Origin of the sequence: Vibrio neonatus, assembly GCF_024346975.1 — a bacterium.
In the GTDB taxonomy this organism is placed as follows: Bacteria; Pseudomonadota; Gammaproteobacteria; order Enterobacterales; family Vibrionaceae; genus Vibrio; species Vibrio neonatus.
Window position 1 is genome coordinate 231945 of sequence record NZ_AP024886.1, and the last position, 26645, is coordinate 258589.

Consider the following 26645-nt stretch of genomic DNA (forward strand, 5'->3'; position numbering starts at 1 on the left):
TGCGGGCGTTTTTTATAATGAAAGTATTTAAAAAATCAGATGCGCAACACCTGCAATTACGGGCAAGGTAATTAAAGTACGTAAAATAAAGATGATAAATAGCTCGCCAATATTGACTGGGATTTTACTGCCCAGTAGCAGTGCGCCTACCTCAGACATATAAATGAGCTGTGTCACTGACATAGCGGCAATCACAAAGCGGGTCAATTCACTATCGATAGAAGCAGCAAGAATGGCAGGGATAAACATATCCGCAAAACCAACCACGATAGTTTGAGACGCCGCCGCCGCTTCAGGGATAGCCAAAAGCTCCAAATAAGGCACAAATGGTTTACCCAAAATTGCAAATATTGCGGTGTATTCGGCGATAACTAATGCGATTGTGCCAAGCCCCATCACCACAGGTAATACGCCAAATACCATATCCACTGCGTTTTTCACGCCTTCTTTGGCAACTTTGCTAATTGAGGTCACTTGACCTGCTTTATAAAGCGCTAAATCCAGACCCCAAGAAAACGTGCTATGACCACTTGGGATCGCGTTTGCATCATGATCTGGCGCTGTGCCATCAATGAAAAGGTCTTTTTTGCGACTCAGTGGCGGTAAACGAGGGATAATCACCGCGGCAACTAGGCCAGCTAAACAGACTGCGCCGTAAAAAGGCAAGAACAGGTGTTCTAGTTCCACTTGCGCGATAACCACTAAGCTAAAAGTAATAGAAACCGCAGAGAAGGTAGTACCGACTACCGCAGCTTCTCGCTGGGTGTAGAATTTCTTTTCGTATTGTTTGCTAGTCAGCAAAATACCGACACTGCCATCTCCGAGCCATGAGGCCATACAGTCAATGGCGGAGCGACCTGGCAGATTGAAAAGAGGACGCATGATTTTACTCAGTAGCGTGCCAAACAGCTCAAGCAAGCCAAAGTTAAGTAGCAATGGCAGCAATAATCCAGCAAAAATGAACACAGAAAACAGCGTTGGCAGCAATCCATCTAAAACTAATCCGCCAGTATTTTCTTCCCAAATAGCTTCTGGGCCCATTTGGAAATAAGTCATAGTCACGGCTAGGCCACCAATCACTCTCACGGTTAGCCATAAAGGAGAAGGTTTAAACAACCCCTGCAGAAAACTATTTCCGGCAATAAAGCGCGGCGTTTTTATGGCGCACAGCAAAGAAGCAACGGCCATGCTGGCGATGATAAGCGTGATAATGCCAATTAAATGATCCTCTAACCCTGATTGCAGAGTTTTAGCGAGTACCGCAACCGGTATGGTTAGGTTTCCATCGTGGCTGATGGGAGCCATAAATAAAAATAACCCGATAATTGAGGGGATGAAAAACATCCAGAAGTTGCCTTTTTGAGGCGGGTTATCACTATTGTGTATCGATTGAGTATCGTTATTTGGCTGCATTATGGGGCTCACGCTGGGTACTGTTATTGGTGTGGAATCTTAGATTTACTTTTTGCATGGTTAGCATTGGGAGGATACGGTATTGGGTAGGTAAATAGCAATACTATTCAGTGGTAATATGTATTTATTCATGTCGAAGTTTCTGGTTTTTGCGACATATACGAGATTTTGTATTGATGTAAAAAATGTGCAACTTTGATGAAGAAAACCGAGTTGTGGCTCATTAAGGTGCAAGTTACGGTCAATTTAGCCACCATCTTACGAAAGAAAATACCTTAATAGCACGGGAAATTAGCCCAGATAAGGCATTAAAGCGAGTTATCAGAAATGTATATTTAGGCATTTATCTCGCAAATGACTACTTTGCTTGTAAGAGATCTCTCACAAATGCGTGAGATAATGAGACTATATTAACCAGAAAAAGACACTCAACTTGTTTAAGTTATTGAAATATAAGACTTTGGTTCTAATGGTAATAAAATGAGCAGGTTAACAAAGTCCTATGTCTATTGTGGGCAAGGCGAAAAAGAGCGAAACTTTAGTTGTCGGCAAGGAGCAGACATTAAGGAATCTTCAGGATGAAGAGCAACAGCTAGGAAGGTTGTTGAAAAGGATTTAGGACATTGTACGGACACAGAAGTTACTAGGATGGTAGCTTGCAAAGGACAGCAATGGACACCTCTAGGATAGAGGAAGGACAAACATCAGGATGATGTAAGGGACACCGCTCAAGGAACAAGTGAGTAATACCAGTAAGGATATTGGTCTGCCAGGATGGGGCTTTGGACACCGCTAGGAAGGCGTGAAAGGATTAAGCTTAGGATAAGCATACTTATCATGGAATAGATGCATGGAGCACTTTTAGTAGCTGGATTGCTGCAAGTAAGGTCACAACCCCGACGAGCGAAAGCTCTCGGGGTTTTTCTTTTGTATTTTTTGCTGTTTTTTAACAAGCTAGAATGACCAGTTATTTAGTACGATTGGTATAAATATTTTAGAAAATAAAAATGGTGAAGATTAAATCCTCACCATTTTGCTTTGTCACATCGATGTATTGCTAGTTACGCTTGATCCGTTTTATAGATATGTACGTCTCGTTGTGGGAAAGGAATGGTAATGCCATTCGCGTCAAATTGACGTTTTATCTCTTCGGTGACATCCCAATACACATCCCAGTAATCATCCGTTTTTACCCAAGGGCGCACAATTAGATCAACCGACGATTCATTTAATGTATGAACACGTACATTCAGTTCTGGGTGTTTAAGTACTTTGTCGTGGTTCTGCAGCACTTTTTTAGAAATTTCGATAGCAAAATCAAAGTCATCAGCGTAACCAATACCAAACACCATATCCACGCGGCGCACGCGTTCTGAGGTCATGTTATTAATGACATCGCCCCAGATTTTATTGTTTGGAATAACTAAAGTTTGGTTATCTAAGGTTCGTACTGTGGTCGAAACCAAGCTCATGTGACTGACTGTTCCTTGTATCCCCGCCACTTGCACTAAGTCTTTTACATCAAAAGGACGATAGATCAGAATCATCAAACCAGAAGCAAAATTAGACAGTGTATCTTGCAAGGCAAAACCGATAATGACACCCGCTACCCCAAAGCCTGTTAGTAGTGGGCCTAAGTTAATGCCGATTTGCGATAGGGCGATAAGCAGACCAATAAAGGTCACCGCTTTGGACACAATGGAAATGAAGAAATCTTGCATTAACACACTAAAATCCATTTTCGAGTGTGAAACGCTCTTTTTCACCAGTTTAGCGACCAGTTTAGACAGAATATGCGTAGCCCAAAGTATGCCCAAGAACACCAGTAGCTTCACCAATATGGACGGTGAGTTATCAAATGCCCAATCTTTAAAAGAATCTAACCATTCTTGAAATAAACCTAGCGCCACATTCACATCCAAAATATCAGCATTGATATCTCCAGTCATGGCAAATAGGGTTTGTTTATATTCCGTCACATCTAGCCCAAAATCGGACATAAGAGCCACGGTGTTGTTCATGCTAGAAAGCAGATAGCGTTGCAGTTGTGCTAAGGCAACGATTTGCTTTTCCAGTGCAGGTTTATCTTCTTCGGTGGTATATAGCTTTCGTTGATCGAGCGCTTTTTTGCGACTATCTAGATAAATAACAATGTCGTATAAAATTTCACTGCGCTTTTGTAAGTCTTGCTTAAAGCTCGTTGCATCCAATTTGATATTGAGCTTTTCTGCCCAGTCGAAAGTGGTGGCAAGTTCGGTGTAATAAATATCAACACTGCCCACACGCTGTTGAGCTAAAAATTGATATTCGGCTTTGTCAGCTTCATTGGCATCTCTTGCTTGCTTAAACAATTCTTGAGCTTGTCCATCGGCGTGAACAATTAAGGCTTGTAGCATGGCAGCTTGTGCTGGGATCAAAGTTTTTAATACGTCTGACTCTGGAGATTGAACCACTAAGTTGGCGATTTCATCTCGCAAAACGCCATTTTTTCGGCGTAATACATCTTCTAGAAATAGGGCTTGTTCGCCAGTTGAGTTTTCAATTTTATCGATCTGTTGTGAAAATTTATCTTGTTGTTTCAACAGGTGGTTAGTCTCAGCGGCGGTGGCGACACCGGCAAAGACGTTACACAGCAGTATCAGTAGCAGTAATCCTTTACTCATGTGGAGGTCTCTTAAAAGTGGTTTAAAAATATAGGGTTACAGATTTATCAATATCCAAATCAGTATAGTTAACAACCGTGTACTTTGCTGATGTTGAAATGTAATTTCACTGATTGCTTGATTGTTATTTAATCTAAACTAGCATTTATTAACATAAATGTAACATGGTGGTCTCGATAGGTTACTTAGATAATCGATAGAGCATGTGGGGGTTTTTAGGGTGCGCATACCTGATGATGGCCGTTCAGATATGCATTGAGGCAAATGAATTAGTTCACCAGGAGGGTGATACGCTAATGCATGACCACACAATAAGGCGATCATTTAAGCAAATCATCAGCAACCTAAAACTGCGCGCTTACAGTGTTGTGGGTATGCCATTGTTTTTGTTGGCATCTGTTTTTGCCAAAACGGCCCAAGCTTCTGAATCTTCTGCAACGGTCTCATCATCTTTCAACATGACTCAAGGCGTCACGGAAATAAGCGGTAAAGTGTTCCACTTACACATGCTTATTTTCTATATCTGTGTCGCGATTGCGGTGGTGGTTTTTGGGGTGATGTTTTACTCCATCATTAAGCATCGAAAATCAAAAGGTGCAGTTGCGGCCAATTTTCACGAAAGTACGAAAGTGGAAATTATTTGGACCGTGATACCCATCTTAATTCTCATCGGTATGGCCATTCCTGCCACCAAAACCTTGATTGAAATGGAAGACACCAGCGAGTCAGAGCTGACCGTTAAAATTACCGGTTCGCAATGGAAGTGGCATTACAGTTACTTTGAGCATGATGTGGAGTTTTTTAGTTACCTTTCTACCAGCAATGAACAAATCGAAGGTACTGATAAAAAAGGCGAACACTACCTACTGGAAGTGGATAACGCTTTGGTACTGCCTATAGGTAAAAAAATCCGCTTTTTAATGACCTCTGATGATGTGATTCACTCATGGTGGGTGCCCGATTTTGCAGTTAAGAAAGACACGATTCCGGGGTTTATTAACGAAGCGTGGACCAAAATTGATAAGCCGGGCATTTATCGCGGTCAATGTGCTGAATTGTGCGGACGTAACCATGGCTTTATGCCGATTGTGGTGAAGGCGGTAGAGGCTGATGAATTTGACGCTTGGATTGCCGATAAAGAGCAGCAGTTAGCAGAGCAAAAACGTCAGCAACAACAAGCATTACAAAAAACCTTGAGTATGGATGAGCTGATGACACTCGGAAAAGAGGTATACGAAGGGCGCTGTGCGGTATGTCATCAAAGCAACGGTTTAGGTGTAGCCAATGTGTTCCCCGCAATGAAAGGCAGCAGTGTGGTACTGGGTGACGTAAATGGACATATCGACATTATCGTCAATGGGGTGAGTGGCACGGCTATGCAAGCCTTTGGCACTCAACTCACTGCCGAAGAAATTGCCGCTGTGGTGACTTACGAGCGCAATGCGTGGGACAACAACACTGGCGATCTTGTACAAGCGTCCGATGTAGCAACGCTAATAAATACACAAACTAAGGTGGAGGGTGAGTGATGAAAGAGTACGACAAAGCCTCTACATACAAGAGCACTGCTAGTGATGAATTGCAAAGCGTTAGCGCAGGTACAACGGCCGATACCACAGATCATGATCATCACGGCCCAGCCAAAGGGTTAGCTCGCTGGATCTATTCTACTAACCATAAAGATATAGGTACGCTTTATTTGTGGTTTAGCTTGATCATGTTTTTTACTGGTGGCGCAATGGCAATGATCATTCGCGCCGAGCTATTCCAGCCGGGATTGCAACTGGTTGATCCGCAGTTTTTTAATCAAATGACCACAGTGCATGGGCTAGTAATGGTATTTGGTGCGGTTATGCCAGCCTTTACTGGGCTTGCAAACTGGATGATCCCGATGATGATCGGTGCGCCTGATATGGCATTGCCACGTATGAATAACCTCAGCTTCTGGATTTTGCCTTTCGCGTTTTTAATTTTATTAAGCTCATTGTTTATGCCCGGCGGCGGCCCTGATTTTGGTTGGACTTTTTACGCGCCGCTTTCCACCACTTATGGCCCTGACAGTACTGCACTATTTGTATTTTCGGTGCATATCATGGGGATCAGCTCAATTATGGGGGCGATCAACGTGATCGTGACCATTTTCAATATGCGTGCTCCGGGCATGAAATTGATGAAAATGCCGCTGTTTGTGTGGACTTGGCTAATTACGGCCTTTTTGCTCATTGCGGTGATGCCTGTGTTAGCGGGCGCGGTGACTATGGTGCTGACCGATAAATACTTTGGCACGAGCTTTTTTGATGCCGCCGGTGGTGGCGATCCGGTGATGTTCCAGCATATTTTCTGGTTCTTCGGCCACCCAGAGGTGTACATCATGATTTTGCCTTCGTTTGGCATTATCTCAGCAATCGTGCCGGCGTTTAGCGGTAAAAAGCTGTTTGGTTATCACTCTATGGTGTACGCCACTTGTTCCATCGCTTTGCTGTCATTTTTGGTATGGGCGCACCATATGTTTACCACAGGTATGCCGGTGTTTGCAGAGCTGTTCTTTATGTACTGCACCATGCTGATTGCGGTGCCAACCGGGGTAAAAGTGTTTAACTGGGTGGCGACCATGTGGCGCGGCGCACTCACTTTTGAAACCCCAATGCTATTTTCGATAGCCTTTATTGTGCTGTTTACCATCGGCGGTTTTTCTGGGTTGATGCTGGCAATTGTGCCTGCGGATTTTCAGTACCATGACACCTATTTTGTAGTGGCGCATTTCCACTATGTACTGGTTTCAGGGGCGGTATTCTCGATTATGGCGGCGGCGTATTATTGGTTGCCAAAATGGACCGGCAATATGTACAACCAGCGCCTCAGTTTATGGCATTTTTGGACATCAGTAGTATCGGTCAATATCTTGTTTTTCCCGATGCATTTCTTGGGGTTGGCGGGTATGCCAAGGCGTATTCCTGATTACGCGATTCAATTTGCCGATGTGAATCAGATAGTGTCAATCGGCGGGTTTGCCTTTGGCTTATCACAACTGCTTTTCTTGTGGGTAGTGATTAAATGTGTACGAGGCGGCGAAAAAGCGCCTGCCAAACCTTGGGAGCGAGCCGAAGGTTTGGAGTGGAGCGTGCCAAGCCCTGCGCCACACCACACCTTCTCTACGCCGCCGAAAGTGGACTGATTCGCTTATGTCTAAGGAAGCCTCAACCAAGCAACGCATGTCGAATAAAAAGCTCACATTAATACTGTGCGCAGCTACGTTAGGTATGTTTGGTTTTGGCTTTGCGTTAGTGCCGCTGTACGACATTTTGTGTGAACAACTGGGTATCAACGGCAAGACTTCAACCGTGGCTGCCGAGCAACCGAGCACGATGCAAGTGGATGAATCGCGCACGATCAAGGTGGAGTTTGTATCGCACATTCCTCCGGGGTTGCCCATTGCGTTTGAGCCGCAGAAAAAAGTGATGCACGTGCATCCGGGTGAAATTATTCGCACCGCGTACATTGCGAAGAATCAATCGCAACTGGCGCTAGTGGCGCAAGCTGTGCCGTCAGTCAGCCCCGGTTTAGGCGCGACCCATTTTAATAAAATTGAGTGTTTTTGTTTTAATCAGCAACCACTCAATGCTCAGCAACAAGCGGAACTGCCTTTAATTTTTTATGTAGAACATGAACTGCCCAATTCAATCCATACGCTGACTTTGTCTTATACCTTATACGACATCAGTGACAGCGTTGATGATCCTAAACTCGCGTCCTCTGCTGTATCGGGGCAACTGACGTCGTCATATGACACGCAAGGAGATGCGTTATGAGTGACAAGCACCAAGCTTATTACGTTCCAGCACAAAGCCAATGGCCACTTGTGGCAGCATTTGCTCTGTTTTTTATTGCCGTGGGAGCGGGGCTAACCGTACAGAGCATGCACGATGGAGGTTTGTTGGGTCCTTGGCTGTTGGCTTTAGGTTCTATTGCTCTTTTGGTGGTATTGGCGGGTTGGTTTACCAATGTAGTGCAAGAGTCGTTATCGGGCTATTACAGCGCGCAAATCACTCGCTCTTTTCGCCAAGGCATGAGCTGGTTTATCTTCTCGGAAGTGATGTTCTTTGGCGCTTTCTTTGGCGCGCTATTCTACGCTCGAATGTTATCCGTGCCTTGGCTTGGCGGCGCCGATAATAACGCGATGACTCACGAAGTATTGTGGCCCACCTTTGAGGCGATTTGGCCCTTAACCACAACACCTGCCGGAGACACCACTCAAGCGATGGGTTGGCAAGGATTGCCATTAAAAAACACCATCATCTTATTACTCTCTTCGGTCACTTTGCACATGGCGCATGTCAGCCTTGAACAAAATAAGCGCATGGCGCTGGTGGTATGGCTAGAGCTCACCATAGTGTTGGCAGGGTTCTTTTTATTCTTCCAAGCAGAAGAGTACATCCACGCCTATCAAGATATGGGGCTGACTCTGCAATCTGGAATTTACGGCAACACCTTCTTCTTGCTGACCGGCTTTCACGGCATGCATGTGTTTATCGGTACGGTTTTTCTGATTGTGCTTTTATTTAGGATCAGCAAAGACCATTTTACCGCCAAAGATCATTTTGGGTTTCAAGCAGGCAGTTGGTATTGGCACTTTGTGGATGTGGTGTGGCTGTGTTTATTTGTCTTTGTGTACGTGCTTTAGCCGTGCACTAATACGGCCTTGGATTAGGCATAACCCAGCCCATTTTTAGGGCAAGGATAAGAAAGATGATCACTACCGCAGATAACGCGACGCGGCGCCCTAAATAGTGGCTCATTGGCACTTTTGAATCAGCGTTTTCTCGCACCATACGCACCATTGCGAGAACCAAGTTGAAGATAATAAACAGCAACAACAGGATGATGATGGATTTGAAAAGCAGTGGTGACATTCAATCTCCTAAGCCTTCGTCTTTGAGTCTTAAAAGCGCGGTCTCTAACAAGGTAGCGTGCAAAGTGTTTTGGTTAACCGCGTCAGTATTAACTGTGGTTGTGTTTGTAGCATTGGTCAAATTGGGTTTCTGGCAATTATCCAGAGGCGAAGAAAAGCAACAGCTAGAACAGCAGTTGTTGGATAGACAGCAAATGTCGCCTCTTAGCGTAGAGCAGTTATCGGCTATGGACGCCGGACTCAATGTAACCGGTTTTCCATTACAAATAGACGTAAAACCGCAGGCGTTACCTTTGGTGTATTTAGATAACGTGACCCATGATTCCAAGGTTGGCTATCGAGTGTTGCAACCTATGGCGGTATTTCTGCAACGAGAAAAATATCTATTACTGGTGGAACTCGGTTTTGTGGTGGCATCCATGACCCGAGATGAGCTTCCTAAAGTGGCACCCATTGGGCAGGCGCAACGCTTTACGGGCAAGGTATATCAAAAAAGCACCAACCCTTTAAGCTCCGACGTCATGCTAGAAAATATGCCAGCGGGAATGCGCATTCAAAACTTAAATTTAAGAGAGCTTGCGATTGCGCTTGATGCGCCACTGTTACCGTTTGTGTTTCAGCCTGAGGTTATTGCCAATAGTGATTTGCCTATGCTGTGGTCACCGTATCCAATGACCTCTCAGAAACACTTTGGCTATGCATTTCAGTGGTTTGGCATGGCTGGAGTGTACGCGTTACTGGTGATTTTATTTGTGTTAAGAAAGAGAAAAGTTAAGGAATGACTATGCAAAGCCAAGCACTTTGTTCGCAAAAGGGAAAAGCCAAGCAGAATAAGACTAAGCAGAATAAAGATAAGCAGAATAAGGCTCGGCAAAAACAAGGTCGCGCAAAACTGCTGGCTTTGATTCTGATTTTTGCCGTGCCGGTTATTGCCGCGCATTTGATTTTGCATCAAGGCTGGTATCAATCTGGCGTAACCAATAAAGGCGTATTAATAGAGCCAAGGTTTACGTTTGAATCGGCAAATTTAGTTAACCCTGTTTCTGAGCGTTGGCAGTTGGTGTTTATCGTGCCAGATACGTGTGATGACGCATGTAATCAAAGATGGCATTTACTGAATCAAAGTTACATCGCCCTTGGCGCTTATAGCGAACGAGTGGTGGTCTCTCTTTACACTACGTCGACCTCAGATCAAACGTGGCTTGCACAAAATAGGCAAGAGCGACCAACCTTACTTATTGACCAGAAAAATGCTCCGGTGCATGCGCAAGATTATGTGCTTATCGATCCTTTAGGGCAGTGGGTGATGCGTTATTCCAATATTGGGGCAGACCAGCAAGTGTCGCAAAACAAAGGGCTTATCTCAGATGTTCGGAAAATCTTAAAGTTATCTAGAGTGGGGTAATTTTGTTATGCAAGGAAGCATCTCATTACAACGATTAACTTGGGTCGCGCTGTTTATGACTCTAGTGGTGATAGCGCTTGGCGCCTACACCCGATTGGCCGATGCAGGCTTAGGCTGCCCCGATTGGCCCGGATGTTATGGGCAAATCGGCGTGCCAATGCAAGCTGAAGACATCGCCAAAGCGCAGCAATTGTTTCCACAAAGAGCGGTTGAGCCAAGTAAAGCGTGGCTTGAAATGATACATCGCTATTTTGCGGGGATACTCGGGCTTGTGGTGTTTGCTCTGTCTTATCTGATATGGAAAAGCTCGGTCACGTATCATCCATTTGCCGTTGTGCTTAGCACCATCATTATTGCTCAAGCCGCCCTTGGCATGTGGACTGTCACCTTAAAGCTGATGCCAGTGATTGTCATGTTGCATTTACTTGGTGGTTTCACCCTGTTTAGCTTACTGGCATGGCTGATGTGCCATCTTCGCAGCGCTTCTTTTATGCAAAAACAGCGCACCGCAAACATCGATTATTTATCTACATCATCACTCAGTGTATTACGCGGCTTTACTGTCTTTGCCACCGCGGTACTTATACTGCAAATCATGCTTGGCGGCTGGACCTCATCAAACTACGCCGCCTTAATGTGTACTTCTTTACCCATCTGTCAGGGCGATTGGCAAAGCCATCTCGATTTCGCCAATGCGTTTAATTTTATCCAATCCGGTTTTGATGATTATGAATTTGGCGTATTGGATTACGGCGCAAGAATGACCATCCATGTGACCCATAGAATCGGGGCACTTATCACTACCTTAGTGTTATTACTATTAATGATACTGCTTTATAAAAGCGCCTTACCTGCGGCGAAAGCGTACGTGAAAGTCATTGCATTAGGCTTAATGGTGCAAGTATTACTTGGCGTGGCGAATGTCGTCTTTCATCTGCAGCTGCTCAACGCAGTCATGCACAACCTTGGCGCTGCGCTGCTACTGGTGATATTAGTCGCCACCAATCATTTTGTGTGGGTCAAAGTGCAATCTAGTCGCACGCAAGCTCATGATTCGAAAAGGGAGTATTCGGTATGAGTCATCTTATCGGTTCGCAAACACGTGTGGGCAGTAAGCAGCTATTACACAGCTACTACCAACTGACCAAACCTAAAGTCGTGGCACTGATGTTGCTAACCGCTGTGGTGGGGATGTGTCTGGCGATGCCGGGAGCATTGCCACTGCAACAATCTTTGCTAGGGCTACTTGGCATTGGCTTGATGGCAGGCTCGGCGGCCGCGTTTAACCACCTTATTGATCAGCGCATTGATGCGATTATGGCTCGTACTTATAAGCGCCCACTTCCCTCTGGAGAGCTCTCTTCAGCGAACGTATTTTTGTTTGCCACTAGTATAGGTTTAGCGGGTTTTGCCATTTTATTTGTTGGGGTCAATGGGCTAACTGCGGTGCTGACTTTTGCCAGTCTGCTAGGTTATGCGCTGATCTACACCTTATATCTAAAGCGAGCCACGCCACAAAATATTGTTATTGCAGGCATCGCAGGGGCAATGCCACCACTGCTGGGCTGGGTGGCGGTAACAGGAGAGCTGCACGCTAACGCTTGGCTATTAGTTATGATCATCTTTATTTGGACGCCGCCGCATTTTTGGGCGCTGGCTATTCATCGCAGAGACGATTATGCCAAAGCCGATATCCCGATGTTGCCTGTTACCCATGGCGTTGAATACACCAAAACCAGCATTCTGTTATATACCATTTTATTAGCTTTGGTCTGCGCTATGCCGGTGTTAGTGGGTATGAGCGGACAAATCTACCTAGCCAGCTCAACCATATTGAGTGCCGGATTTATTTATCATGCGTGGAAGCTCAAATACAGAGCCGATGCCAAACAAGCCATGCAAACCTTTAAGTTTTCAATCTATCACTTAATGTTGTTATTTATTGCTCTGCTGGTGGATCACTATGTGTGAATGTCCAAGTCATTCATTGCTAGACAAAAGAGTCATATTTCTGCACATTGAATCATCAATCGTTAAAAAGGAAGTGTATGTTTAGTCATGTAATGATCGGCACCAATAATATGGATGAATCTAAAGCATTTTATGATGCTGTTCTGGCAACGCTAGGCTATGAGGCTGGTGTTATTGATGAAAAGGGCCGCTGCTTTTATTTCTCAGATAGCGGTGTTTTTTGTTTAACCAAGCCTATCAATGGTGAAGCAGCGACACACGGTAATGGCACAACCATCGGTTTTAGAGCTGCCAGCCCAGAGCTGGTGAATAAGTGGCATCAAGTCGGCTTAAAAAACGGTGGTGTAGAGTGTGAAGATCCTCCGGGTATTCGCGGAAACACAGAGCGTCAACTGTACATGGCTTATTTAAGAGACCCGTCTGGCAATAAAATCTGTACTACTCACCTTATCTCTTAGTTGAGTAGAAATTAGCCAAAAAATTCAAGCCCCAGTGGAGTCTACCACTGGGGCTTTTGTCATCTTTTGGTCATTAAAAGTTAAGAAATATTTCATGCAGTAACCTTTTGTTGTCATATGCAATCTATAGATTATTCCCTGTTTCAAAAACTCGTAAATCAATCCTAAAATATCCCAATCTCACGGAGAAATAAGAATGAAACGCAGTGGATTAGTTTTGGCAACCATCGCTGGTTGCGCTTCTTTATCAGCTTATGCTCAATTGCCTCAGCAAGCTGACCAATGGTTTAAAGAAGGCCAATCAGCATTAGAGCAAGCAAAAAAAGTTAAACCAATTGTAGGTCCTGCAAAGAATGTAATTTTATTTGTTGGCGACGGTATGAGTGTCGGAACAATCACAGCGGCTCGTATTTATGCGGGACAGCAACAAGGTTTGAAAGGCGAAGAGTACAAACTAAGTATGGAAGCACTTCCACACATGGCTCTGTCTAAAACTTACAACACCAACATGCAAACGCCAGATTCAGCAGGTACTTCAACCGCTATGGTTGCTGGTGTAAAAACAAGCTCTGGCGTTTTAGGTGTGAATGAGAGCATTAAACGTGGTTTCTGTAACAATGTTGAAGAGAACAAAGTAAAAAGTGCTTTCCAATCAGCAGCAGAAAAAGGCTTGTCAGTTGGCTTTGTAACAACAACTCGTATTACGCACGCAACACCAGCGGCCGCTTACGCTCATAGCCCAGACCGTAACTGGGAAAGTGATTCTTCTATCTCAAGCTACAACAAAAATAACGGCTGTACAGACATTGCACATCAGCTGGTTAATTTTGACCACGGTGATGGCATCCAAGTTGTATTCGCTGGTGGACGCAGAGAGTTCATCGACAAAGATATGAAAGATGAGCAAGGCTTTGCAGGTAAGCGTAGCGACGGTAAAAACCTAATCGAAGAGTGGCAAAAACGCTACCCAGAAGCCAACTACGTTTATGATCGCGCAGGCTTTGAAAAGCTTGATGACAAATCTCGCGTAATGGGTTTATTTAACTCAAACCACCTTGAGTGGGAATTAGATCGCGTAAAAGAAAACATCGAACCTTCCATTGCTGAAATGACCAGCAAAGCGCTAGATGTACTATCAAAAAACAAAGACGGCTACTTGTTGATGGTTGAAGGCGGACGTATTGACCACGCTCACCACGCAGGCAACGCAGCACGTGCACTAGAAGATACCATCGCATTTGATAAAGCTGTTCAAGCCGCAATCGAAAAAACCGATCCTAAAGATACGCTAATCATTGTAACTGCCGACCACGCCCACAGCTTCGTAGCGAACGGCTACGCGGAACGTGGTAACGACATCCTTGGTCTATCTATGTCTGGCGGCAAACCAAACAAAGATCTAACAGGCAAGTCATACACCACGCTAATGTACGGTAACGGCCCTGGCGGCATCGAAGGCGCTCGCCCAGACGTAACTGCAAAAGAAGTGGCAAGCCCTGATTACATCCAGCAAGCCATGATTAAACTAAAATCAGAAACGCACTCAGGTGAAGACGTAGCCATCTTCGCCCGTGGCCCACAAGCATGGTTATTCCAAGGCGTTGTAGAGCAGAACTACATCTACCACGTTATTGCTGATGCGGTGAATTTGAAGTAGAGATAGGGGCGGGAAGTTGTTTATTTAAAACGGTACTCATTATCAGCCAACATTGATTAAGATATAGCTGTCAACCAGTACTAGGGCAAGCGAATACATGTTTAAGATTTGAACAGGTGAAGTAACTTAGCTTTTCAACAGTTAGATAATAACTGTTAAATTGAGTAAATGTTATATGATACCTGCTTGAAATACCAACTCAGACTGAGTGAAAACGTTCATGCGCTTGCCCTGCTTCAAGCATAAGTAGTTATTAAGGGTATACTTTTATTGAGGAATCGCTTTCATGGATAGAAATACTCAGATTATCGTCGTTAGTAATTCTTTTTAAAAAACTTAATATTGTTGTAGGGAAAGACATAACACGATTTTGTTGAATAATATAACCATCAAGATTTTTTAGATTGTGTAATGTTCTTGATTGTTCCATTGCTGCTGTAAACATTGTTCCTCGGTTTGGATTAAACCGATGAATTAATACAAATTTTATTTTTAGATTAAAGAATTCTTGTCGGCTAAGATCTGGTAAATAAGCTTGACAAAAAAAGAATAATGTTGAACCTGCTTCATGTACCTTTAATCTAATGTCTTCTTTCTTATGAGTTCCCTCTTTAAATTCAACTAGGTAAAGAGTATCTTTGTTAAAGAAAACAGCATCAGGAGATCTTTCCTTTTTCTGTTTTCCTTCTATAGTATTAATGTTATTAACAGTATCAAAATCGAAGCCTAATTTTTCACATTCAATAAAACTTCTACCATCAGAATCATTATAGCTGAGTTCTGTAATTTCTTTTAAAGATGTTGGGTAAGTTTCTACTAATTTATTAAAAATTAACTCTTCATTAGAAATCACTCATTAATTCCTCATTTAGTTCAAAAATTGGAGATGCTAAATCATTTATTACAGGCTCTATATTATTTGAAACATCAGAAAATTCTATGCCATCATCTCCAGAAAATGTTCTATAAAAGTGAGAGTTTAAATCATCCTTTTTTGAATATCCATAAAGTGCTTCAAGCATATATGGGCTATGTGTTGTTACTATGATATTGGCACCTTGATTTACAAGTTCGCAAATCATCTTTGCGTAAATAAGTTGCCATTTTGGATGTAAATGGACTTCAGGTTCGTCTAAAATAAGTAAACTTTCCTGCCCACATAAACCACTAGATATTAAAAGTTCTAAGATACCAAGGGATTTAATTCCTGTAGCAATATTAGAAGAAGATACTTTATGACTTCCTCTATCTAGAATAAAATCTGCTTTATCTTCATTATATTGTAGTTGGCCTTTATATACATCACTTAAGTTTATATCTAGACGATGATAACTATTAAAAAGATTCATATGAAAAACACTTCGTCTTAACTTATTTGAAAGATCTTTTATATGTAGTGGTACAGAAAGAATACTTCTTGTATCTTCGTCTAGTACGGTTCTAGATATTTCTATTAAGTCGTGGTATTGAATTATTGTTGGGCTATCAACAAAAGTAGCATCTTGATAGCCTAAACCTAAGTCATCATAAAAACAAATATTATTTACACCATTAATATCAAATCTAATATCAAGAACTTTAGATGCACCGTCTTTGATTGATACTATTGATTCTCCATTTACTTCTTTTCCAAGAGGGAATAGTTCACCTTTAAATTCGGAGTAGAGTGCTTTTATAATAGCTTTATTGATAACACTTTTTTTATCCGTAGGTTCTGATATTATTTTATCTATTGAATCTAAACTCTTAAGTATGAAAATCTTTGTTGACTCTTTTAACTTTCTTTCAGAATCTAAATCTATGTAATTTCTTCTATCTTCGATAGATGATAAATTAAGATTGATATCTCGGAAAAAAGTATCTGGTTGAAACAATTCTTTTAAGGTTTCATGTTCAGATAAATTAACTTGTCGTCTGAGAGTCAAATAGGTTTTATTGATGATAGTCTTTAGTTTTAAGTTCTTATCTTCCTGTAAATCTTCTTTATATCTAGAGATAGCTTTAACCAATGAGAAAAATATTTTTCCAACCGTACTTTTACCAGAGTCATTTTGACCTGCAATAACTGTAAGTCCTTCAACCTTTACAGTGCCACGCGCAATAAGACCAAAATTTTCTATTGATAGTTCCATTGACCATAACCCATTACTTATAACTATTGATAGTATACATACTTAGAAGAAGACTCTAAAGTGAAGAGTCTTCTTCATATGTGAAAAATGTTCGTGTACTTCATTTATCATAGACTATAACGCTTTGTAGTGGCTTTAACTGTTAAGTTGGATTGGTGATGGCATTGCCTTTCACTGAAAATTTTTTCTGATTCGATTGGAGGGTATGCCACTACAAGATTGTGTTTAATAACATAATTCGAAATTAGCTCACTCCACAATCAGAATAGACTGAGCAATGAGCGTAATTAGTTTATGGAAGCCATAGACAACAGTAAAGGCATTTTTAATCAGCAAATTTAACCAATCTTCACTATTTCACAGGCTTAATACCCTTACTCGGATCAATCCCTTTATACAAAAACTCAGTAGTAGGTGCATAGTGACGCACTAGCACGTTCCATTTTTGACCGTCTTTTAAGCCATCCAACGGAATGTTGTTCGCGCCGTATTTTTCTTCGTCACATCCAAAGTACACAGTGTATGTGCCGTCTGCATTTGGTTGTGCTACACCACTGTTAGCGCTTGCATCATCATTGAACATGAAGCCATCTTCGTTATATACGGTAAATGACCAAAAGCCTTTGTTTTTTGGGTCTTCAAATGTCACTGAGTGGCATTGGGTTGATTCAAAATTTGGTGAGTATTGGTAAATATTGTCTTTGAATGTTGCTCCGCCCCATCCGTAAGCGGCGCCTTGAATGCGTTTTTCGGCGGTGGTGTATTCACCAGTACCAAACATCTTCTCTGAGTCAGCCACACCTTCAGCGGCGATCTCCGTTAAAATCACTTTCTTCACTGGCTCAAGCTTTGCGGCGAGAGTAGGTAAGTCGTAGCCACCATAAATAGGGTAGTCATCTTTTGAGCCTGCGGTGATAACTAGCTGGTCTTGTAGCTTGTTAAGCTTGGCGATTTCTTGTTTGTCATGAATATTTGGCAGATAAGCTCGAACTACCACGAACATGAATTTTGTCGAGTCTGGCACTTCTAGGGTTTCATTGCCTTTGGTGTAAACCATGTCAAAGGTTTGGTGGTTTTCATCGGTAAATTGCACCATTACAAAGCGGTCACCAAAATCAGGTAGTGTCAGTGTGGCGCCTTTTTCTGTATCAATGACCGCTGTCGAGTAAATAGTGTCGCGGTTCATTCGCACGATAGGCTGATCTTCAGTTAACGGCGGAGTGCGAAAGTGTCTCCAACTGTTGACGCCATCAGTTGCTTTGACTTCAGTGACTGCAAAATACTTAGAGGTTTCTGCTTGAATATAGTTGTCTCGGCTAATGTTTACTTCAGCAGATGCCATGTTTGACAGGCCTAAGATGCTTACTGCGATTGGTGCTAGTAGAAACTTTTTCATCTATTCAATACCTCAATTCGTTCTAAGTAGGATGCAACCACTGTTGGTATTTTCAATATAGTAGTTGATTCAAATTTTATGCTTATCAATGAACTGCAATCATTGTCTTAGCAAGTACGAATGAGTTTATGGTGTACTGAGGGCAAGCACCAATGCCTATTTTTAATATCAATAATAACTCGTATGCATATCATTGGTTTGATATACGCTATTTTGGGTATGCCACTAACTAAAGAAACAAGTGTATTTGTAGGTCACGGATTAGCTTGGATTACATATGAGGGGCGAGGGGTTTTGGTTGGCTTTATCTTTGATTGACAGAGCTTTGCTTAAGCTCTGTCATTTGAGGTGTCGCACTGATTCTCTAAATTCTGGGTTTATGCTCTGCGTTTTTTGAAGGTATGCCATCCCGCGCTGAAAATGGTTTTTACTACAACACTAAGCGCACTTAATTTGGGGTCAGTATTTTTGCCATCGGCAATACGCCACATTTGGTGCTCGTACCATACCAATCCCACCATCGCCATTTTATCAAGCGCAGGCTTACCGGTTGTTGGTACGGTTAAAGGCATTCCATGGTTAGAGTCTTCGATGAGCTTGTTAGGGAAGTCGGGGTCTACCGCCATGGTGCGCGCAATGCCGATAAAGTCCGTCGCTGATGTACTTAAGGCTTCGTTCATTGCTGGCGCGGTTCTAAAACCGCCTGTGACCACTAGTGGTGTACTGACCAATTTTCTGACCTTAACCATATAATCCATAAAATAGGCTTCGCGCTTTATCGTGCTGGCTTTTACAGGCTCGCTTTTATTTTTAGCCCCCATCATTGACGGGCTTTCATAAGTACCACCGGAGATCTCAATCAGGTCTATGCTGTTTGCACTTAATGCCTGCACAACCTGCATCGACTCTTCTTCGGTAAAGCCACCTTTCATAAAATCAGCGCTATTGAGCTTGATTCCGACAGGAAAATCATCACCGACCTCTTTGCGAATCGCTTGGTATACTTCCAATACAAAGCGAAGTCGGTTTTCTAATGAGCCACCCCATTTGTCATCTCGTTGATTGTGGCGTGACGATAGAAACTGACTGACAAGATAGCCATGAGCACCGTGGATCTGCACTCCTGTGAAACCTGTTTGTTTGGCTAGTTTGGCGCTGGTTGTAAACTTAGCAATGATTTCGTAAATTTCGGCTTCAGTTAATGCACGCGGCGTATTAAAGCCTTTCTCTAGGCCACCGCCTAACGAAATAGCCGAAGGGGCAACGGGCTGATCACATAGAAACTTAGGAATTTGCTTGCCGGGATGGTTGAGTTGCATCCATATCTGCGAGTCATTTTGCTTTCCGGCATTGGCCCATTCAATAAATTGTGATAAGTCGCTTTGCTCATCTAAAACCACATTTTTGGGTTCACCAAGGGCATTTCTATCCACCATGACATTACCTGTCATCGATAGACCAATTCCGCCTTTTGCCCAGCGTTGATATAGGTTGGCTATGCCAGATTTTGGATTATGCTGCTTGTCACCAAGTTGCTCACTCATCGCTGATTTAAATAAGCGATTTTTAATCACTTGGCCATTGGTAAGGGTGAAAGGTTTGCTGAGATTGATTGAGTTCATGCTTGCTCTAACAATGAGTTTGTCTTGGTATGATGCGTGGCAGTATGCGTTATTTTGCTTAGAGTTCCGAGCATTTAGTGCCTAAACCCTGACAATTGGGTTATAGAAAAGCTTGAGATTGAGGCATAAAAATCCATGTGGATGCTTTGCTCCTTCGCCGAAAAATTTACGACAAAGGAGCAATACTCTTTTGGAAAGCCAGATAAAAAACGAGGTCAGTATTTGAAATGGATAACGTTGACTTGCAACTTAATTTGTCGGGTTAACCATAGCAAATACGTTGTTTAACCATTCTTCGTTATTTCTAGCGTAGCCATATATAGAGCTGTCTACATGGGTAGTGTTTTCATCTATATGCGTGTACTTTCTAACTTCACCAGCACTATCATAGGTTTCAAGAACGTTGCCAGTATTACTATAAACGATGGTCACTTCTGTCCCTGCAATATTATCTAACGCTCCAGTGCCCAACATCGGTCTTGTAATAATCACACGGTTAAAATCAATGGCACTGTTATCGTTATCACGCACGACGGAAGAAATTACGCCTCTATCAGCGCTGTTTACGTAATTAGAAATAGCCTGTTCATCATCGGCAACATTACCGTCATTAAATTTAATCACAGTGTTGCTTTCACTTTTCAATATCTGAGTGCCATCAGAGAAGAACGTTAATCCATGCTCTAACGAAGACTGAAACGTTGCTTGAGCGGCTGTGCTTGTCAAACCTAAACTTAATGCTGTCAACAACAGTGCAGGCAGTCGTTTTCTTCTAATCATTCATTGATATCCTTTTGATTTGTTTTAATCGGTAAGAGTGTTAGTAGTGCAGAGGTCTATAGGCGATGTGGCTGATCAGAGAGGGCGACATTGAACACATGCTTAACCCCGACAAAATCCCTTCACGCCTTCGATAGGAAATTACATTCACATGGTGAATATAATAGAGTGTGATTTATGTCTGTGGTATTAAATTTTTATGTTGATGATCAGTAGGTTGGGGTATGTCACAAAGTTTGTTGTGATTATTGATTTGGCTTCCTATGAGAGGAGTACAGGTTAATCTATCAGAAACGTTTGTTTCTGTTTTATGCATCAAATCATTGTTTCAAAGACGCTGATCAGGCAAAAAATATCTTTGTATTCTTCGGCTATTACTTTTTTCTTCTGTGTGTGCTTTTACAGGTTGCCCACTTTCTTTGCCTTCAAAAAATAAAATAACGTTTCATTTATAATTGAAATGCAGTTTCAAAAACTGTTATAGTAGCCTCATTAAAGAGACACCCACTAAAAATATTCTTCTTGAGGGCAGCAAATGATTCTCGATTCTTTTAGTTTGCAAGGCAAAGTCGCCATAGTGACAGGCTGTAATACTGGATTAGGTCAAGCGATGGCTATTGGTTTAGCTAGTGCTGGGTGTGATGTGGTTGGCGTAAATCGTTCAACTTCATTAGAGACTAAGCAAAGTATTGAGCAGCTTGGACGTAAATTTATTGAAGTGGAGGCCGATCTTTCTAAGCTCGATGATATTCCCACTATTATCGATCGCGCTGTGACTGAGTTGGGGCGAATTGATGTGCTGGTGAATAACGCTGGAATTATCCGCCGCAATGATGCTATCGAGTTTTCAGAGCAAGATTGGGATGATGTGTTAAATACCAATTTAAAATCGGTATTTTTTCTGTCTCAAGCGGTAGCAAAACAGATGATGGCTCAAGGTGATGGCGGAAAAATTATTAATATCGCTTCTATGCTTTCATTCCAAGGTGGCATTCGAGTGCCTTCTTATACCGCATCTAAAAGTGCGGTGATGGGGTTAACACGTTCTATGGCGAATGAGTGGGCCAGCCATAATATTAATGTCAATGCTATCGCTCCGGGCTATATGGCGACCAACAATACCGATGCTTTACGCGCTGATGAAAAGCGTAATCAAGAGATATTAGAGCGAATACCCGCAGGTCGTTGGGGCAAGCCCGAAGACATTGCCGGCCCTTGTGTGTTCTTAGCCTCGGCCGCCTCGGACTATGTGAATGGCTATACTGTTGCCGTCGATGGTGGTTGGCTATCTCGTTAAGTTTAGAATGATATAAGTAAAAAAATTTATCGCAGTTTACTGCAGGAGTAACAAATGAAAATCGCACTGATGATGGAAAATAGCCAAGCTCAAAAAAATGCCATGGTGGCAACCGAGCTCAATAATGTGGCTGGTGGTTTAGGACACTATGTGTTCAATGTGGGTATGACTGATGAAAACGATCATCACCTCACTTACATTCACCTTGGTATTATGGCGAGCATCCTGCTTAACTCAAAAGCGGTAGACTTTGTGGTCACAGGCTGCGGAACTGGTCAAGGTGCGTTAATGGCAAGCAACCTGCATCCTGGTGTTGTGTGTGGCTACTGTTTAGAACCCTCAGATGCCTTCTTGTTTAATCAAATCAATAACGGCAATGCCATTGCTTTAGCGTTTGCTAAAGGCTTTGGTTGGGCGGGTGAACTTAATGTTCGTTATATCTTCGAAAAAGCATTCACTGGTGCTCGTGGTGAAGGCTACCCAATTGAACGTGTGGCGCCGCAACAAGCGAATGCGGCGATTTTAAATGAAGTAAAATCAGCAGTTTGTAAGGATGTTGTTTCGTCATTGCGTGCTATCGACCAACAGTTGGTAAAACAAGCCGTAGGCAGTACTCAGTTCCAAGAGTGCTTTTTCAATAACTGCCAAGATGCAGACATTGAACAATATGTTCGTTCTCTTATCGACTAAGACAAACACAGTCTTTATGTGATTTTCAAAACACATGTGCTTATGGTGCATGTGTTTTTTGTTGGTTTAATTGTGAACAAATCGTAACTTTTTCATACTATTTTTGCCCCTGATTTTCCTAGTCTTTAAGATGAAGGATTGAACGAAAATAAAGGAAGGTGGCATGAAGTGCGCAAAAACAATAACTTGCAGCGTGATATTTCTTATTGCGGGCTGTCAAAGCATTCCTATCTATATCCCTGATCATACCGTTTTCGTTGATGGTGATACGCTCGTTTATGATGGCCTGATTTCAGGAGAAGCGGTGCTTGAAGCATTGCGAGCTGTTCGAGAAAGCAACACAAAAGTGAAAAAGCTAGCCATCACCAGTCAAGGTGGTGACATATCTGCGGGCATAGAATTGGGCTTCTTTATCAAAGAACAAAACTGGGATGTGGAAGTGAGAGAGTTATGCTTTTCTGCCTGCGCTAACTATGTGCTTCCCGCCGCCAAAAGCGTCACTATTGATGCGAATTCGTTGCTAGGTTGGCATGGCGGCGCAATGCAATCCGATGAATTTTGGGCTAACAGCATACCAAAGAGTTCGCGCGCGGTATTTATGGATTATATTTCTATATTGCGAGAAAAAGAAACGCGATTCTTTAACACTGTTGGCGTTGATCAGAACATTACTAGCTATGGACAAACCATAAAAAACAGCTGTCAACTGGCGCAAAAAACCGATGGCTGGTATTACTCTGTGGAAGATCTTAAGCGAATGGGGATTAAAAATATCACTATTAAAGGCGATGGCCTATTGAGTGAAATTGAATACGTCAACGACAGTACCAATAAAACAGATCCTACTACTCATACGCTCAAGTCTTGTTTGTTGGAAAATGTGTTTGAAAGTGGCTGATTGCACTCATTCTTAGCTCAAGGTTAAGGCCAGTTATAGCCATAGTGATTAACCTTGAGCTAAGCAATACCATTGCCGAGATAGGGCAATTAGATAGGTTGGTTCGTTTGCACCACTAACTTACCAAAGTTTTTACCTTCAAGTAGTCCGATGAAGGCTTGCGGGGCATTTTCTAACCCTTCGACTAGATGCTCTTTGTAGGTGATTTTACCTTCGCTTAACCATGTCATCATTTGCTGGGCAAATTCAGGGTAGCGATGGCCGTAGTCATCAAAAATGATAAACCCTTGCATCTTAATGCGTTTGACTAATAGTTGTCCCATCAGTGCGGACATTCTATCTGGGCCATCCGGCAGAGATGTGGCGTTGTATTGTGAGATTAGGCCGCATAAAGGAATGCGCGCACAGCTATTTAGTAAAGGCATAACGGCGTCAAAGACTTTGCCGCCGACGTTTTCAAAATACACGTCGATGCCTTGAGTACAGGCGTCAGTGAGTTGCTCGGCAAAATCATCCGCTTTGTGGTCGATACAAGCATCAAAGCCGAGTTTATCAACCGCAAAACGGCACTTCTCTTCACCGCCAGCAATACCTACCACGTGACAGCCTTTGATTTTAGCAATTTGCCCGACCATAGAGCCGACTGCGCCAGTTGCTGCGGCTACCACGACGGTTTCTCCCGCTTTAGGCTGACCAATATCTAATAGCCCCATATAGGCAGTAAAGCCGGGCATTCCCATCACGCCAAGGGCGAATGAAGGGTGCTCAGGATTCACTCCCAGTTTTACTAACCCTTGACCGTTAGACACGCCATAATCCTGCCATCCAGTGTATGCGAGTACCCACTCACCTACAGTAAATTCGCTATTGTTTGACTGCGTAACCTGACAAACAGTGCCACCCACCATGACATCATCAATGGCAACGGGATCTGCGTAAGATTTAGCATCGCTCATTCTTCCGCGCATGTAGGGGTCGAGAGATAAATATACACTGCGCAGTAGCACTTCGCCCTCACCGATTTTAGGTAATTCGGTGGTAACTAAACGGAAGTTTTCAGCAGTAGGGGCACCTACAGGGCGAGAAGCTAATACAAGTTGGCGGTTGGTCGCTGTCATGGGTTTAATGTTCCTTTTATGAGTTGACCTTCTTTTTAAGTCTAGTCAGTGTAAACCATTTCACTGATGCTCGGGATAACAAAGAGGATAAAGTTAATTTATCGAATATAGATAACAACTTAGTGCTATTTTGATTGAGAGGATGTGTGATTAATCTAGTATGAATACTGGCAAGATTTATCGTTTTTCGAATGTAGAAAACCCAATGTCATACTTGAGCATAGAAGGATCTAAAGTGGCAACTAAAGCGTATAAAAGTCAGCTCAGAATTATTGTTGCGATGCTCATTGTCGCTTTTTTATCTATTTTTGGTCATATCATATTGTCGCCGGTATTGGCGAAATTTGGTTGGGTGGAATATATCGCTGCTGCAATTCCATTCACCATGATGGCGCTGTGTGTTTGGGCGGTAAGAGATGCAGCTAAAGCGCAAGATTCAGAGGAAAGTTAAAGGCAATCTCGCGCTACAAAGTTAAGGCTGCGGGCAGTGATAGGCCGTACCAATTAAGGTGGCTGATGTTTTAAAATAATGCGGGCTTAGTAAAACGACGGTATTGGCTTGTATTTTGTAGGCGTTATTTTTGATGTCATTGATGGCTCCGCGAACCAGCACATCATTGCCGTAAAACAGGTACGAATACCAATGCCCCTCATTGCCCGTGACTTCGCCAACCCAGTTGCAGTTTTGAATTAACGGTGCATTGTTTGTTCTCACTTGTACCTGTTGCGCGCCATCTAACAATGTATTGCTAGGGGTGGAACAAGCGGTCAAAACGACAGACAACAAGCATACCAAGATAAACTTCATCTAAATCTTTGATCCATTAGGAAATTAGTTAAATAAATAATAGGTGATGAGATGGGATTGCGTAGAAGAATTTACCGAATTACCGTGTTTATTTCCAATCGCCCGCCGTTTGTTTGTGGTTTATTGAAACTTATGGTTTATTAAGACAGTCGCAAGCACTACAAGGCGCTTTCTAGTGAATATTCAAACCCCTCGCCTCAGTTTGTCTCTATTAAGTGTAGAGGATTGGGCAATATTTCATGATTTACATACTAATCAAGAAGTCATGGCACTGTGTTATGACGTGCCAAGCATTGAAGAGCTTCAAGACAAGTTTAAACTGCGCACCCAAGCGTGGATTAAGCAATCGACACATTGGTTGTGTCTTGTTATTACCGATAAACAAAGCAATGAAAAAGTGGGCGTAACGGGCTTTTGTTTGCAAGGTGATATTGCCGAAGTTGGTTATATGCTTCTGCCGCAATTTTATGGCTTAGGTTATGCTACGGAATCACTTCGGGCGGTGATTGATTGGGCCAGTAAAACCCAAAATATAGACATGTTTACCGCTGTCGTTACCGAAGGGAACATCGCCTCTGAAAGAGTATTAACTAAAGCGGGTTTTACGCTTATTCGCACCATTGCTGATGCCTCGACGATAGGTAATCAACGCTATGCCGATCATATGTATTATTTGGCATTAGATGCCGAAGAAGCCTAACTCATAGTTACGTTTTTATAGAGAAATACACCCGTAATGACTCGTCTATATTGAGCTTATCGAAGGCGAAGGTAGCGGTTTTTTACCATATGATCCGCTAGTCTTTGTGCTTGTATATGCTTAAATTGTAATGGCTTTTCAAGATTGCCAAATAAAGAAATGCCGCCGCCTAATAGCACTGGGATAGTAGTGACGATCAATTCGTCGATAAGGTCTTGCTCTAAAAAGCTTTGAACGGTTTTTCCGCCATCAATATAGAGATCTTTGTACCCTTGTTGTGCTAAATCACTAATGATTTTGTTCAGTTCTCCACTGATTAAAAACACCTTCTGTTGTAAGTTTTCAGGAACGGTTTTTAATGTATTGCTGAGTACAAATACCGGCTTATTATAGGGCCAATCAATACCAAAGCTCAGTACCATTTCGAAGGTATTACGCCCCATCACCAAAGCATCCACTCTGTCCATAAAATCGGCAAAGCCGAAGTCCGATTGCTCGGGATTAGGTACATCATGCAGCCAATCAATTTGATTGTTTTTGTCAGCGATATAACCATCTAGGCTAGTGGCGATGTAGACGATATTTGACATGTTTTGCTCTTGAAAATGGGTGATTAATTAAGAGTATAGGAAATCCTGTCAGTGCGAAACTTATGCATGTTATTGGTTCTACCATTGATGGGTGTCTCTATTTATTTTGCTCTAATCTTTGTTTTGTCTATTTGTTTT

At 42.6% G+C, this 26645-nt stretch carries 26 protein-coding genes; 15 read left to right on the top strand and 11 right to left on the bottom strand.

From position 1 onward, the window contains the following. Positions 1 to 27: 27 nt before the first annotated feature. The gene (locus tag OCU38_RS13775; RefSeq protein ID WP_261824786.1) at positions 28 to 1413 is read right to left on the bottom strand and encodes a YjiH family protein; all 1386 of its coding nucleotides are present in this window, start codon (positions 1411 to 1413) and stop codon (positions 28 to 30) included. Positions 1414 to 2474: 1061 nt separating this feature from the next. Next, a complete protein-coding gene (locus OCU38_RS13780) occupies positions 2475 to 4076 on the bottom strand; it encodes a mechanosensitive ion channel family protein (protein ID WP_261824787.1) in 1602 nt (533 codons plus the stop codon). 374 nt (positions 4077 to 4450) lie between these two features. On the opposite strand from OCU38_RS13780, the gene coxB reads away from it, so the two are divergent. From coxB to OCU38_RS13800, 4 genes are read left to right on the top strand one after another with little or no spacing between them, the layout of a single operon-like run. After that, positions 4451 to 5605: a cytochrome c oxidase subunit II gene (gene coxB / locus OCU38_RS13785; RefSeq protein ID WP_449357922.1), complete on the top strand. Its 1155-nt coding sequence runs from the start codon at positions 4451 to 4453 to the stop codon at positions 5603 to 5605. Next, entirely contained in the window at positions 5605 to 7251 is a 1647-nt protein-coding gene (gene ctaD / locus OCU38_RS13790; protein WP_261824789.1) for a cytochrome c oxidase subunit I, read from the top strand. Before coxB ends, ctaD begins: the two co-directional genes overlap by 1 nt. Positions 7252 to 7288: 37 nt before the next feature. Then, positions 7289 to 7885, top strand: a complete 597-nt coding sequence (locus OCU38_RS13795) for a cytochrome c oxidase assembly protein (protein WP_261824956.1) — start codon at positions 7289 to 7291, stop codon at positions 7883 to 7885. Next, the gene (locus OCU38_RS13800) at positions 7882 to 8757 is read left to right on the top strand and encodes a cytochrome c oxidase subunit 3 (protein ID WP_021713844.1); all 876 of its coding nucleotides are present in this window, start codon (positions 7882 to 7884) and stop codon (positions 8755 to 8757) included. Before OCU38_RS13795 ends, OCU38_RS13800 begins: the two co-directional genes overlap by 4 nt. 7 nt (positions 8758 to 8764) lie before the next feature. Here OCU38_RS13800 and OCU38_RS13805 read toward each other — a convergent pair whose 3' ends face one another. Continuing rightward, positions 8765 to 8986, bottom strand: a complete 222-nt coding sequence (locus tag OCU38_RS13805) for a DUF2909 domain-containing protein (protein WP_261824790.1) — start codon at positions 8984 to 8986, stop codon at positions 8765 to 8767. Positions 8987 to 9050: 64 nt separating this feature from the next. Here OCU38_RS13805 and OCU38_RS13810 point away from each other — a divergent pair, with 64 nt between their 5' ends. From OCU38_RS13810 to OCU38_RS13835, 6 genes are all read left to right on the top strand, one after another. Continuing rightward, a complete protein-coding gene (locus OCU38_RS13810; RefSeq protein ID WP_261824791.1) occupies positions 9051 to 9767 on the top strand; it encodes an SURF1 family protein in 717 nt (238 codons plus the stop codon). Positions 9768 to 9769: 2 nt separating this feature from the next. Beyond that, a complete protein-coding gene (locus tag OCU38_RS13815) occupies positions 9770 to 10390 on the top strand; it encodes a hypothetical protein (RefSeq protein WP_261824792.1) in 621 nt (206 codons plus the stop codon). 7 nt (positions 10391 to 10397) lie between these two features. Further along, positions 10398 to 11468: a COX15/CtaA family protein gene (locus OCU38_RS13820; RefSeq protein WP_261824793.1), complete on the top strand. Its 1071-nt coding sequence runs from the start codon at positions 10398 to 10400 to the stop codon at positions 11466 to 11468. Beyond that, positions 11465 to 12361, top strand: coding sequence for a heme o synthase (gene cyoE, locus OCU38_RS13825; RefSeq protein WP_261824794.1), 897 nt, complete (start codon positions 11465 to 11467; stop codon positions 12359 to 12361). The genes OCU38_RS13820 and cyoE overlap by 4 nt, the downstream gene beginning before the upstream one ends. A gap of 77 nt (positions 12362 to 12438) precedes the next feature. Next, entirely contained in the window at positions 12439 to 12819 is a 381-nt protein-coding gene (locus OCU38_RS13830) for a VOC family protein (RefSeq protein ID WP_261824795.1), read from the top strand. Between the two features lie 196 nt (positions 12820 to 13015). Then, the gene (locus OCU38_RS13835) at positions 13016 to 14476 is read left to right on the top strand and encodes an alkaline phosphatase (RefSeq protein ID WP_152820161.1); all 1461 of its coding nucleotides are present in this window, start codon (positions 13016 to 13018) and stop codon (positions 14474 to 14476) included. Between the two features lie 253 nt (positions 14477 to 14729). Here the strand turns inward: OCU38_RS13835 and OCU38_RS13840 are convergent, their stop codons facing one another. The 5 genes from OCU38_RS13840 to OCU38_RS13860 form a co-directional block, all read right to left on the bottom strand. Continuing rightward, positions 14730 to 15329, bottom strand: coding sequence for a hypothetical protein (locus OCU38_RS13840; RefSeq protein ID WP_261824796.1), 600 nt, complete (start codon positions 15327 to 15329; stop codon positions 14730 to 14732). Then, complete coding sequence (locus OCU38_RS13845; RefSeq protein WP_261824797.1) at positions 15319 to 16608, bottom strand: ATP-binding protein; 1290 nt, start codon at positions 16606 to 16608, stop codon at positions 15319 to 15321. The genes OCU38_RS13840 and OCU38_RS13845 overlap by 11 nt, the downstream gene beginning before the upstream one ends. A gap of 352 nt (positions 16609 to 16960) precedes the next feature. Beyond that, positions 16961 to 18004: a DUF1254 domain-containing protein gene (locus tag OCU38_RS13850; RefSeq protein WP_261824798.1), complete on the bottom strand. Its 1044-nt coding sequence runs from the start codon at positions 18002 to 18004 to the stop codon at positions 16961 to 16963. A gap of 377 nt (positions 18005 to 18381) precedes the next feature. Further along, positions 18382 to 19626: an NADH:flavin oxidoreductase/NADH oxidase family protein gene (locus OCU38_RS13855; RefSeq protein ID WP_261824799.1), complete on the bottom strand. Its 1245-nt coding sequence runs from the start codon at positions 19624 to 19626 to the stop codon at positions 18382 to 18384. A 249-nt stretch (positions 19627 to 19875) separates the two neighbouring features. Further along, positions 19876 to 20406, bottom strand: coding sequence for a hypothetical protein (locus tag OCU38_RS13860; protein WP_261824800.1), 531 nt, complete (start codon positions 20404 to 20406; stop codon positions 19876 to 19878). A gap of 535 nt (positions 20407 to 20941) precedes the next feature. On the opposite strand from OCU38_RS13860, the gene kduD reads away from it, so the two are divergent. The 3 genes from kduD to OCU38_RS13875 all read left to right on the top strand — a co-directional run bounded on the left by kduD (position 20942) and on the right by OCU38_RS13875 (position 23291). Continuing rightward, positions 20942 to 21703, top strand: coding sequence for a 2-dehydro-3-deoxy-D-gluconate 5-dehydrogenase KduD (gene kduD, locus OCU38_RS13865; RefSeq protein ID WP_261824801.1), 762 nt, complete (start codon positions 20942 to 20944; stop codon positions 21701 to 21703). A gap of 54 nt (positions 21704 to 21757) precedes the next feature. Continuing rightward, positions 21758 to 22393 carry an RpiB/LacA/LacB family sugar-phosphate isomerase gene (locus OCU38_RS13870; RefSeq protein WP_261824802.1) on the top strand — a complete coding sequence of 212 codons (636 nt, stop codon included), beginning with the start codon at positions 21758 to 21760 and terminating at the stop codon, positions 22391 to 22393. A gap of 163 nt (positions 22394 to 22556) precedes the next feature. Then, on the top strand, positions 22557 to 23291 hold the full coding sequence (locus OCU38_RS13875) for a hypothetical protein (protein ID WP_261824803.1): 735 nt from the start codon (positions 22557 to 22559) through the stop codon (positions 23289 to 23291). Positions 23292 to 23380: 89 nt separating this feature from the next. Here the strand turns inward: OCU38_RS13875 and OCU38_RS13880 are convergent, their stop codons facing one another. Continuing rightward, positions 23381 to 24409, bottom strand: coding sequence for an NADP-dependent oxidoreductase (locus OCU38_RS13880; protein WP_261824804.1), 1029 nt, complete (start codon positions 24407 to 24409; stop codon positions 23381 to 23383). 160 nt (positions 24410 to 24569) lie between these two features. On the opposite strand from OCU38_RS13880, the gene OCU38_RS13885 reads away from it, so the two are divergent. Then, positions 24570 to 24860, top strand: a complete 291-nt coding sequence (locus OCU38_RS13885) for a hypothetical protein (RefSeq protein ID WP_261824805.1) — start codon at positions 24570 to 24572, stop codon at positions 24858 to 24860. Between the two features lie 21 nt (positions 24861 to 24881). Here the strand turns inward: OCU38_RS13885 and OCU38_RS13890 are convergent, their stop codons facing one another. After that, positions 24882 to 25217 carry a DUF4156 domain-containing protein gene (locus tag OCU38_RS13890; protein ID WP_261824806.1) on the bottom strand — a complete coding sequence of 112 codons (336 nt, stop codon included), beginning with the start codon at positions 25215 to 25217 and terminating at the stop codon, positions 24882 to 24884. Positions 25218 to 25392: 175 nt separating this feature from the next. Between OCU38_RS13890 and OCU38_RS13895 the strand changes: the two genes are divergently transcribed. After that, the gene (locus OCU38_RS13895) at positions 25393 to 25917 is read left to right on the top strand and encodes a GNAT family N-acetyltransferase (RefSeq protein ID WP_261824807.1); all 525 of its coding nucleotides are present in this window, start codon (positions 25393 to 25395) and stop codon (positions 25915 to 25917) included. 56 nt (positions 25918 to 25973) lie between these two features. Here OCU38_RS13895 and OCU38_RS13900 read toward each other — a convergent pair whose 3' ends face one another. Beyond that, positions 25974 to 26507, bottom strand: a complete 534-nt coding sequence (locus OCU38_RS13900; RefSeq protein ID WP_261824808.1) for a dihydrofolate reductase family protein — start codon at positions 26505 to 26507, stop codon at positions 25974 to 25976. Positions 26508 to 26645: the final 138 nt, after the last annotated feature.